Consider the following 12425-nt stretch of genomic DNA (forward strand, 5'->3'; position numbering starts at 1 on the left):
CTTCCCCTCGTCATTATCAGCAATCACCAACTCTCTATGAATAGGACATCATGACCAGTACATTCTTCATCAACCGTCTCGCTGAGCAGCCGCACGCGCTCATGTTCGCCGGCCAGTCCAACCCCTGGACCGTGGCCCTGGCCGATCTGCAGGGCGATCCTGACATCGACAAGGCCCTGAAGGAGCGCATGGCGGCGGCCACCGACCTGCTTAGGGCAGTCAAGCCCGACCTGCTGGCCACCAACGGTCGTCAGCTGGATATGTTCGGCTACAGGCCCGACCCGGTCAGGCTGGGGCCGGCCGCCGACGCGGCGGTCAGCGTGCCCGGCATCGCCCTGGTCCAGCTGGGCGCCCTCATGGATATGGACCAGCTGGGCTACGACGCGGCCCAGGCCCGTCCGGTGGCCCTGCTGGGGCACTCCCAGGGCATCATCGGCGTTCACATGGTTCAGGAGATTCAGGCTGCCGGATCCCTCAAGGCTGCCCAGGGTGCCATTGACCAGATTCTGGCCACCGCCATGCTGATCGGCACGGCTGGCACTCGTCAGGCCCGTCGTCTGGGCATCCACCGCCAGGGTGAGGCCACCCCTATGCTTTCGGTGCGCGGGGCCACCCGCCATCAGGTGGAGGTTCTGGTCGACCGGGTGCCTGGCGCTCGCGGCCCCATCAGCGTGGCCGTGACCAACTCGGATCGCAACCTGGTCCTGTCCGGCTATCCGGAGGATCTGGCCGCCTTTGCCATCGAGGCTGGCAAGGAGAGCGAGCATCAGCGCCAACTGCGCGAAGACAAGGTCCGTGGCGGAACCGCCTTCTCGCCGGTTCTGGAGTACCTGGATGTGACCCTGCCCTTCCACTCCCCGCTCATGAAGGAAGCCGTGGATCTGAGCGTGGAATGGGCCTCCCGCTGCGGTCTGGACACCGAGCGTGCCCGGGTTCTGGCTGAGGAGGTCCTGCTCAACCATGCCGACTGGGCCGGCCGAATCGCCGAGGTCATGGACCAGCAGGATGCCGCCTCCCTCTGGCTGGTGGATCTGGGCCCGGGCGAGACCCTGGGCAAGCTGGTGGACAACCTGGTCCAGGGCACCGGTGTTGGTGTGGTCGAGGCCTCCAACCAGGCCCGGCGCGCGCAGCTGTCCACCATGGAGGAGGATCCGGCCCGAACCCAGGACTGGTCCAAGCTGGCCCCCCGTCTGCTTGAGACCCCGGCTGGCCCCCGGGTGGAGACTGCTTTCAGCCGGTTGACCGGCAAGCCCCCGGTCATGCTGGCCGGCATGACCCCGACCACTGTGGAGCCTGAAATCGTGGCTGCAGCCGCCAACGCAGGCTACTGGGCCGAACTTGCCGGCGGCGGTCAGGTGACCGCCGAGGTCTTCGACCGCCATGTGTCCCAGCTGGAGGACCAGCTGCAGGAGGGCCGCACGGTCGAGTTCAACGCCATGTTCATGGACCGCTACCTGTGGAACCTCCAGTTCGGCAGCCAGCACATCGTGCCAAAGAAGCGCGCCTCCGGCACCCCCATCGACGGTGTGGTCATCTCTGCCGGCATCCCCGAGCTGGACGAGGCCGTGACCCTGATCCGTCAGCTCAACGAGGAAGGCTTCCCCTACGTGGCCTTCAAGCCCGGTACGGTGGACCAGATCCGTCAGGTCGTGGCCATCGCCCGCAAGGTCGCACCCACCCACATTTTGATGGAGGTCGAGGGCGGGGCCGCAGGAGGCCACCACTCCTGGGAGTCCCTGGACGACCTGCTCTCGACCACCTATGCCGAGGTTCGTGCCTGCCCCAACATCGTGCTCGTGGCTGGCGGCGGCATCGGCACCCCTGAGCGGGCGGCCGACTACATCAGTGGTCAGTGGTCCCGTGCCTACCACCTGCCGGACATGCCCGTGGACGGCGTCATGATCGGCACAGCGGCCATGACCGCCAAGGAGGCCCACACCAATCCTGAGATCAAGCGGGCTCTGGTGGCCACCCTTGGCATCGACAGCTCCACCCCCGATCCGGACCCCTTCGCCCCCATGGGTGAGAAGTGGGTGCCCAGCGGCAAGTCTGTGGGAGGTGTGGGCTCCGGCCTGAGCCATCTGCACGCCGACATCTACGAGATGGAGAACTCCTCAGCCGAGTGCGGCCGCCTGCTGGTCCGGGTTATGAAGCACCCCGAGGAGCTGGAGACCCGTCGCGCAGAGATCATCGAGGCCCTGAACAAGACCGCCAAGCCCTACTTCGGCGATCTGGAGACCATGACCTACCAGGACTGGGCCCAACGTTTCGCCGACCTGGCCTACCCCTGGGCCGATGACACCTACATCGACCGCTTCCTGCACCTGCTGCGGCGCATCGAGGCCCGTGTCTGCGAGCGTCAGAGCGGCGAGTTCGACTCCATCTTCGCCTCCAGGCAGGATGTTGCCGAGCCCGAGCAGGCGCTTCGACGGCTGCACGAGGCCTATCCCCAGGCAGCCGAGCTCAAGGTGGTGCCCACCGACGTGGCCTGGTTCCCCGTCCTGGTGCGCGAGTACCCCAAGCCCATGCCCTTCGTGCCGGTCATCGACAACGATCTGCTGCGCTGGTGGGGTCAGGACCAGCTCTGGCAGTCCGAGGATCCCCGCTACGGTGCCGACTCGGTCAGGGCCATCCCCGGACCCATCTCCGTGGCGGGCATCACCACGGTGGACGAGCCGGTGGCCTCCATTCTGGGACGATTCGAGCAGGCGGCCATAGATCGGGTGCGTGGCCTGGACAGCGGTCCCGCCAAGGCTTACAGCCAGCTGGCAGGCGCCGCTGACGCACAGGAGTTCATCCGCCGCAGCCCCAACATCTCCTGGGTGGGACACCTGATGGCCAATCCGGCCTACGGCACGGCCATGGACGACCCCAATTACACCATCACCGCCACCGGCCAGGACGACCAGGGCGAGCACTACGATCTGGACATCCATCTGGACACCTACTGGGACGACGATCCCGACGGCGGTCTGGACCGGCATGCGGTGCGTGACATCGTCGTGCCTCTGACCCTCAAGAGCGACCAGGTCGGCCTCTTCCCGGTGGTTGACCGCAGCCGCCTGCCCAAGGACGTCTACGCCATGCTGGCCGACACAGCCGGCATCGGCAATACCTCCATCACCGGCGACAAGCTGGAGGCCATGCCTGTCATCGAGAAGGATGATGACGACCAGGACCACCCCTTCGGTTTGGCCCACAGCGGCTACACACTGGCGGCCAACCTGGGCTTCGACCATGAGGCGGCCACCGGAGGTGCCCTGCCCGATGCACTGATCCCCTCCGGCTTCGCTCCCGACGCTCTGGTGGGTCCGGCCTGGCCGGCCATCTACGCAGCCCTGGGATCCGTCTATGTGGATGGCTTCCCCATCATCGAGGGACTGCTCAACGCGGTCCATCTGGACCATCTGATCGAGTTGGAGGTCAGCGAGAAGCGCCTGCTGGAGCACACCGGCCAGCGGATTGAACTGACCAGCTGGGCCGAGCCCTACCAGGAGTCAGCCTCCGGTCGGGTGGTGACCATCCATGTGGTCCACGCCGCCCAGGACGGAACCGTGCTGGCCCGCGAGGTCGAGCGTTTCGCCATCCGTGGCCGCGCCTACAGCGACCAGCTGCCCCAGGAGGCTCCCGAATATGGCGGCATCCGCGCCGACACGGTGGACACACCCCGTAGGCTGTTGCGTCGCGTCACCGTCACCGCCCCCAAGGACATGACCGCTTTCGCACGCACTTCCGGTGACTTCAATCCCATCCACACGTCCAAGCGAGGAGCGGCGGTCTCCGGTCTGTCTGCGCCGCTGGTGCACGGCATGTGGCTGTCGGCCACCGCCCAGTACGCGGCCCAGGCCACTGACGAGCAGGGCGTCCACTACGAGATCGCCGGATGGACCTACAACATGTACGGCATGGTCCAGCTGGGCGACAAGGTGGAGATCAGCCTGGAGCGTGTGGGCAAGGTTCGCCATGGCGGCCTGGTCCTGGAGGTCACCTGCAGGATCGACGGCCAGCTGGTCTCCCGCGGCACGGCAATAGCTCGGGCCCCGAGGACCGCCTACGTCTACCCAGGCCAGGGGATCCAGCAGCAGGGCATGGTCCTGGATGAGCGTGCCAAGTCCCCGGCCGCCCGTGAGACCTGGGAGCGGGCCGATGCCCTGACCCGTAGCAAGCTGGGGTTCTCCATCCTGGCCGTGGTGCGTGACAACCCGCATACCCTTACAGCCAAGGGGGTCACCTACCACCATCCTGAGGGTCTGCTCAACCTGACCCAGTTCACCCAGGTGGCCCTGGCCACCGTGGCCTTCGCCCAGACCGCCCGCCTGCGCGAGTCCGGCATGGACATCTGGCCCGCCTACTTCGCCGGCCACTCCCTGGGCGAGTACAACGCCCTGAGCTCCTTCGCCGGGGTCATGTCCCTGGAGACGGTTCTGGAGCTGGTCTTTCACCGTGGGTCCACCATGCACTCCCTGATCGAACGCGACGACCAGGGGCGCAGCAACTACCGGATGGGCGCCCTGCGTCCAAACCAGTTCGGCGTGGGCGACTCCGGCGTCAAGCAGTATGTGGCGTCCGTATCTAAGGAGTGCGGCGAATTCCTGGAGATCGTCAACTACAACCTGGCCGGCCAGCAGTACGCCGTGGCCGGGACCATCGCCGGTCTGGAGTATCTGCGTGCCGATGCCAACCGTCAGGCCAAGGAGGCGGGCGGCAAGCCGGCCTTCATGTACGTGCCCGGCATCGACGTGCCCTTCCACTCCACCCTGCTGCGCAAGGGGGTGCCCGAGTTCCGCGATACCCTGGACGCCCTGCTGCCCGAGCACATTGACTACTCCCGCCTGGAGGGTCGCTACATACCCAACCTGGTTGCACGGCCCTTCCAGATGACCAAGGAGTTCGCGGCCTCCATCCTGGAGGTGGTTCCCTCCGAGCGCATCAAGCAGGCTCTGGGCGATCCCCAGGTTTGGGACCAGTATGCGGCTGACGACCAGAAGCTGGGTCGTCTGCTGCTGACTGAGCTGCTCTCCTGGCAGTTCGCCTCTCCTGTGCGGTGGATCGAGACCCAGGCGATCATGTTCGACGCCCCTGAACAGGGCGGCCTGGGCGTGGAGCAGCTGATTGAGGTGGGACTGGGCCATTCACCCACCCTGGCCAACCTGGGCACCAAGACCCTGAAGCTGCCTGACTTCCGCGAGCGTCACGTGAGCGTCTACAACCTGGGCAGGGACGAGAGCCGGGTCTATCTGACCGACACCGATCCCATGGCCACAGTGGAGGAGGAGCCCGCAGCTCCGGCCCACGACTCCAGTACTGAACTTGCTCAGGCTGCTGCTCCCGCCCCGGCATCGAATCCGGATCCAGCTTCGGCTCCTGCCCCTGCAGCAGCCGAGGATTCGGCTCCTGCTCCGGCCCCGGCGACCGCTGGTCCGTCGGGTGCCGATGTGGCCGACCTGCCCTTCAAGGCATCGGACGCCATCGCCGTCCTGCTGGCCTACTCCACCAAGATTCGACCCGAGCAGATCGGGCAGACCGATACCACCGACACCCTGACCAATGGCGTCTCCTCCAGGCGCAACCAGCTGCTGATGGACATCAGCTCGGAGCTGGGTGTGGCCAGCGTGGATGGTGCAGCCGAGGCCAGCATGACCGATCTGAGCGCCTTGGTGAACAAGGTGGCTCCTAACTATCGGCCCTTTGGCCCGGTGCTCTCCGACATCGTGCGTGAGCGCATCCGTGACCTCTTCGGCCCCTCCGGCCTCAAGCTGCAGCAGGTTGAGCAACGGGTCTCCGATGTCTGGCAGCTGGGTGCGGGCTGGGTTTCGGCCACCGTGGCCAGTCTGGTCCTGGACACCCGTGAGGGTGCCTCCTCGCGTGGCGGTGATCTGGCGCTCCTGCCCACTGAAGCCGTCTCCACAGTGCCTGCGGCCAACGCGCTGATTGACCAGGCCGTTCAGCAGGTGGCCCAGCGTCACGGTGTCACGGTCTCCATGCCCTCTGCAGGTGGTGCCGCTGGCGGTGCCGTGGTCGACTCCGCTGCCCTTGATGCCTTCGCGGCTCAGGTGACCGGCTCTGAGGGCGTGCTGGCCTCTACCGCCCGCTTCCTCCTGGACAAGCTGGGGCTTGAACCCCCGGCCGTCCAGCCTGGCGAGAATGAGGATGCTGCCGTTGTGGCCGCCGTCAATGCCGAGCTGGGCAGCGACTGGCCCGAGCAGGTGGAACCACGCTTCGAGGCCTCACGCGCCGTCCTCTTCGACGACCGCTGGGCCAGCGCCCGAGAGGATCTGGCTCACATCTACCACGAGCATGATGATGACCGCAGCCGTCTGAGCTTCGTAGGAGCCGGACGCGAGGTGCACGATCAGGCCGTCTGGTACGCCGAGCAGGCAGACAAACGCGGCGAGCAGGATTTGGCCCGGGTCTTCAGCGGCATCGCCGATCAGGCCATGACCCCTGCCGACTCGGACCAGACCGCAGCACAGTTCGCCAAGGACGTGGCCGTGGTCACCGGCGTGGCCCCCAAGTCCATCGCAGGATCTCTGACTGCGGGCCTCTTGGAGGGTGGGGCGACGGTCATCGCTGTCTTCCACTCCTTGAAGCCGCAGACTGTCATCTGGGCCCGTGACCTCTACCGTCGCCATGCCGTGGGCGGTGCTCGTCTCTGGATCGTTCCTGCCAACCTGTCCAGCTACCGGGATGTGGACGCTTTGGTCGACTGGGTGGGCAATGAGCAGCGCAAGACCACGGGGGCCACGACCACCGTGCTCAAGCCCGCCTACGAGCCCACCCTGCTGTTGCCCTTCGCAGCACCCGCCATGCACGGGACCATGGCCGACTCGGGCCGGCTTTTCGAGTCCCAGGCCCGGCTCATGCTCTGGAGCCTGGAACGCCAGATTGCCGGGTTCGCCGGCATCGGGGCGGACACCGACGTCGACCACCGTCTGCATGTGGTTCTGCCAGGCTCGCCCAACCGTGGCATGTTCGGCGGCGACGGAGCCTACGGGGAGGTCAAGGCCGCACTGGATGCTATCGTCAACCGGTCCCGCCCCGAACAGGACTGGTCCGGCCGTGTAACCTTCGCCCACCCGCTGATCGGCTGGGTCCGGGGCACCGGGCTCATGGGCGGCAATGATCCGCTGGTCCAGGTGGTGGAGCGTCACGGCATTCACACATACTCAACCAGGCAGATGGCCGATTCCCTGCTGGAGTTGTGCACTGTGCAGGCCCGCCAGCAGGCTCTCCAGGCCCCGCTTAAGGCAGACCTGACCGGTGGCCTGGGCTCCAGCCCGCTGGACCTCAAGGCCCTGAAGGCCGAGGCTGCCCAGGACGGCGATTCGTCGACACCGGCTCCAACCGGGAAGTCCGGAGATGCTCCCGCAGATGCAGACAAGGATCCGGGCCGGGTCATCAAGGCTCTGCCCACACCCCGGGTGCCCGCCCAGGCCCCGGTGGACCTGCAGGATTGGCAGGGCGTGACCGCTCGTCCCGAGGATCAGATCGTCATCGTCTCCATCGGTGAGATGGGTCCCTGGGGCTCCGGCCGCACCCGCTTCGAGGCCGAGATGGGCATCCATTCGGATGGTCAGGTCGACCTGAGTGCCGCGGCCGTCCTCGAACTGGCCTGGAACATGGGTCTGGTCGAGTGGCAGGACAGCCCCAAGCCGGGCTGGTACGACACCGACGGCGAGCTGGTGCCCGAGCAGGACATTGCCGAGCGCTACCACGACCAGGTGGTGGCCCGCTCCGGCATCCGTCCCTTCGACGACGGCATGGGTTCCGACTACCGACAGGGCACCAACGAAGAGGAGGTCGACGTCTTCCTGGATCACGACGTGGCCTTCTCGGTGCCCACCAAGGATATGGCTCAGGAGTACGTGGCCCAGGATCCGGACCACACCAGCATCGCCCACGACGAGCAGTCCGGCGAGTGGACCGTCACCCGCCTGCCCGGCTCCCGTATCCGCGTGCCACGTCGGGCCACCATGTCCAGGACCGTGGGCGGCCAGTTCCCCCAGGGCTTCGACCCGGTCAAGTGGGGCATTCCCGCCTCCATGGTCGGGGACGTGGACGAGATCGCCCTCTGGAACATCGTGACCACCGTGGATGCCTACCTGTCGGCCGGATTCACCCCTGTGGAGATCCTCCAGGCTGTCCATCCCTCGAAGGTGGCCTCCACCCAGGGGACCGGCTTCGGCGGCATGGCCTCCATGCGCAAGCTCTACCTGGACCGCTTCCTGGGCAAGGAGATTCCCACAGACATCCTTCAGGAGGCTCTGCCCAACGTGGTGGCCGCGCACGTCATGCAGTCCTACATCGGCGGATACGGCAACATGGTCCAGCCGGTCTCGGCCTGCGCCACGGCTGCGGTCTCCCTTGAGGAGGGCGCTGACAAGATCGCCTTGGGCAAGGCGGACTTCGTGGTCACGGGCGCCATCGACGACATCGGCGTGGAGTCGGTCATCGGCTTCGGCAACATGAACGCCACCGCCGATTCCGCCGAGATGTATGCCAAGGGCATTCAGCCCAGGTTCTTCTCCCGGGCCAACGACCGTCGTCGCGGCGGCTTCCTGGAGTCCCAGGGCGGCGGGACCATACTGCTGACCCGCGGCGACATCGCCCTGCGTATGGGTCTGCCCGTGGCTGGCGTGGTCGGGTACATCCACTCCTTCGCGGACGGCGCCCACACCTCCATCCCCGCACCCGGGCTGGGGGCTCTGGCCGCCGGCATGGGCGGCAGGGACTCGGACCTGGTGCGCTCGCTGGCCAAGCTGGGCGTGGACCCCGACGACATCGCCGTGGTCTCCAAGCATGACACCTCCACCAATGCCAACGACCCCAACGAGTCCGAGCTGCACAACACCTTGGCCCACGCCATCGGGCGGACGGACGGCAACCCGCTCTACGTCATCTCCCAGAAGAGCCTGACCGGCCATGCCAAGGGCGGCGCCTGCATCTTCCAGATCAACGGGCTCACCCAGCTCTTCCGGTCCGGTGTCATCCCGGCCAATGCCTCCCTGGATTGCGTGGATCCGGTCCTGAGGCGCGACGACCATCTGGTCTGGCTGGAACAGCCTCTGAAGGTGGGCAGGGTCAAGGCTGGACTGGTCACATCCCTGGGCTTCGGCCATGTCTCCGGCATAGGGGTCATCGTCAGCCCTGGAGCCTTCGAAGCTGCTGTGCTCCAGACCTCCGGCCAGGAGGCCCTGGACGAGTGGCGTCGACGGGCCAACGACCGTCTAGCCGCTGGCCAGCGTCGCCTGGAGGAGGGCCGCATGGGTCGGGCGCCGCTCTACGAGCCCATAGACAACCGTCGCTTCCATGAGGACGGCCACGGGTATGTGGGTCATGAGGTCGAGAAGGCCATGCTGCTGGATCCCCAGGCCCGCCTGGGTGCCGACGGCTACTACGACCGGGGCTGAGAGCAGCGTGAATTGGTCGGTTTTCTATTCTTTTCAGTGGGAGATGGGAAATCGGTAAGAGCTCAAACACTGCGCTGATCAGGGAGGTGAGCCAAACGGCTCACCTCCCCTTTTGTTATGGGGTTATGGGGCGGATGCTCATCAGCTGCTCGTACTCGGGTGATCGCTTTCTTCGCGGGAGAGTGGATGAAATGTCCCTGGGTACGTCAGGCTTGGCTATGGTCATCCCTTGTCTTGCTTCAATGCTGTTTGAGGGGCAGGCGGCCTTTACGACCTGACGGTGTTTGGCTCCTGCTCATGAAAAGGTATAAAAAAGTAGATGGGTGGCCCAGATTTTACTTGGGGTTATTGCTGGGCCACCCGAATGGCCGGACTTGTCTTTGGGGAGTCGTCCGACCGCTTACTCGTACGAAGTGTTGGTGTTAGTGGCCGCTGTTATGGAATTCCTGCGGCTGTGGTTTGTTGTCATAATACTCATGGCGAGAAGCCCGACCATCATAGCCACGCCGATATTTTCCCCTTCAGCTGTGGGCAGGATTCCATGTTGTACAAGGCTCTGCCCAGTGATGCCTACATAGGTTTATCACTGAATAAAACCACGCAATGATTAATTGACCGCATGTTCTAGCTGGCCCATGTGCTATGCTGTTTACCGAGCCAACGGCTTCGCGGGCGTAGCTCAATGGTAGAGCCTCAGTCTTCCAAACTGATTACGCGGGTTCGATTCCCGCCGCCCGCTCCACGATAATCGTTGATATTCCGGGATTTTCGACGGGTTTCTCAACCACTTGGAGTGGTCAGGATCAGGCCTGACTGAGTGAGATTCTCCCTAGTATTCGGTACTTTACGGGCTAAGTGGGTACACGATAGGCTACACAGCGGAGACTGCTGGATGGTAGTGGCTACAGAGCTGTCCAACAGCGTCATGCCAGCGTTGTGACTCCTGTTGCTAATATGGCGAAATCTTCTTTATCCCCCTGCAGTCGTTCGCTCAGGAACTTAGCTATCAATATGACACAGCGGGGGGGGGTGCGGAATCCTCAATTTCTGATCGGATGATTTGCTGCGGTGGCCGATGAGGGGCATACTCGGGCCTATGGAAGATGCCGGGTTTGGACAAGTGCTGGGGTTGGGACATGACCTAGTCGACCTGAAGGAGTTTGGCCGGCAGCTGGCTATGCCTGGCACGCGTATGACAAGCTTGTTTTCGCCTCGGGAGCGGCGGCAGGCCCAGCAGCGGGCCCTGCTCAAGCATGACGACACAGCGGCACACTTGGCCGTGCGCTGGGCCGGCAAGGAGTCGGTGATCAAGGCATGGTCGCAGGCGCTGGGACCTGAGTCATCGCCCTATGGTTTGGATGATTTTCCTTGGAGTGGTGTGGAGATCTTGGATGATGGCCGGGGTCGGCCGAGCGTCAATCTAGAGCCTTCCGTAGAAGCCAGGCTTTACGATTCCTTGCCTCTAACCGGGGGTCAGGTCGACCGAGTGCAGTTATGCTGGCACATTGCTCTCAGCCATGACGGACCGATGGCTTCAGCGGTCGTGCTTTTGTGCAGGTGTGTCTGAATCTAAACTATTCGGAATCGCCTAAACAGCACATCAGGCTCTGAATCATGGTGAAGGCTGTACTGTCTGACCACAGTCATTTATATGGCATGTTGGTCAGTTTGATGAAGAATCAACAACCTAGATATGTATGAGTGGCTTTGATTGGCATAGCTACGAAGAGTCTACCTATATAATTCATGGACAATCAAGATGAAATTTTATTCTGCTTTAGAAAAATTGACATGATATAGAAAAAATGACAACCGAATATATGCTGCAACTATGCCGATTTGCATGCTTAATGTCATTGGTGCATAATGAAAACCGACAATAGTAGAAACGACCAAGACATGATGACTTCATGGCCTGGCCGTGCCTCGGGCATTGCCTCTTACCAAGGAGGGTAAGTGATGATGAAACGCAGTATGAAAGCTCTGGCAGTAATAGGGGCGGCGGCGTTGCTGTTCCCACTGGCGGCATGCGGAGCCGGGTCAACGAGCAGCGGGAAGGAGATCACTTTCTTCGCCAACAATACTAAGGAAGCCTATAAGCCTGTGTTGGATGGCTTTGCCAAGGCTAACCCAGATATCAAAATCAAATTCACCACTACCAACGGAGCACAAGCTGGTTATCAACAGACCTTGCAGACCCGTATCTCAGGAGGGCAGTTGGCAGATGTGTTCGTGGCGCCTCCAGAACAACTGTCTGTGCTCGTCAAAAACAAGGTTGTCAAGGATTTGACCAATGAGTCATTTATGAAGAATATCGGCGACACAAACAAGCAGCAGTCCACGGTCGACGGAAAGATATGGTCTATGTCGACCACGGCTTGGTCGAATGCCTTTGCTTATAACAAGGATCTCCTGCGCAAGGCTGGGTATGACAATATTCCTGAGACATGGGATGAGTTCTTGGTTATGCTCAAGAAGCTGAAAGACGCAGGAGTCCAGAAACCCTACCTTGAGCCTAAGTCAGGACTAGGTGCTCCGGTGGAGGCTTGGATTGGTAACGATTCCTCTGGACAATCGAAGACAATAGACCAACAAATCGGCGATCACGAAAGCAGCTTCGCAGATTCCTACACCAAGTACTACGAGCAATGGCAAAAGCTCTTTGCTCAGAATGTCATGAGTTCGGATGTGACTGGTCTGGGTGATGATCAGGTGCGTTCAGAATTCGCCTCCGGACGTTTGGCCGTCATGCCTTCGGGTTACTGGGATGTCAAGCCATTTAAGCAGGCTGGAATCAATTTTGCCTTCGGGCGCATTCCCATGCTGCATAAAGGTGACGAATCTTGGGCCCCAGGATCTGCTGATTCCGGATATGCCATTAATGCCAAGATCAGCGGCGACAAGCTTGCCTCCGCTGAAAAGTTCCTGACCTATCTTGCTTCTGATCAGGGCCTCAAGGCCATACAGGATGGTGCAGGATTAATTCCTTCGACTAAGACCTTCACGGCTGCCATC

At 62.9% G+C, this 12425-nt stretch carries 3 protein-coding genes and 1 tRNA gene; all 4 read left to right on the forward strand.

The window, feature by feature from the left end; translation table 11 throughout:
* Window positions 1–50: 50 nt before the first annotated feature.
* Entirely contained in the window at window positions 51–9410 is a 9360-nt protein-coding gene (locus tag CI603_RS03070; RefSeq protein ID WP_121912982.1) for a type I polyketide synthase, read from the forward strand.
* A gap of 668 nt (window positions 9411–10078) precedes the next feature.
* Window positions 10079–10152 (forward strand) — tRNA-Gly (locus tag CI603_RS03075).
* 333 nt (window positions 10153–10485) lie between these two features.
* Window positions 10486–10977, forward strand: coding sequence for a holo-ACP synthase (locus CI603_RS03080; protein ID WP_259465458.1), 492 nt, complete (start codon window positions 10486–10488; stop codon window positions 10975–10977).
* 392 nt (window positions 10978–11369) lie between these two features.
* Window positions 11370–12425, forward strand: a 1056-nt coding sequence (locus CI603_RS03085; RefSeq protein ID WP_121912983.1) for an ABC transporter substrate-binding protein, incomplete at its 3' end; no start/stop codon positions are given.

Origin of the sequence: Bifidobacterium sp. wkB338 (assembly GCF_003688325.1) — a bacterium.
In the GTDB taxonomy this organism is placed as follows: Bacteria; Actinomycetota; Actinomycetes; order Actinomycetales; family Bifidobacteriaceae; genus Bombiscardovia; species Bombiscardovia polysaccharolytica.

Excerpts from the sequence above, each read along its gene's own strand:
- CI603_RS03070 (WP_121912982.1), top strand. The coding sequence starts at position 51 with ATGACCAGTACATTCTTCATCAACCGTCTCGCTGAGCAGCCGCACGCG.
- CI603_RS03080 (WP_259465458.1), top strand. The coding sequence starts at position 10,486 with ATGAGGGGCATACTCGGGCCTATGGAAGATGCCGGGTTTGGACAAGTG.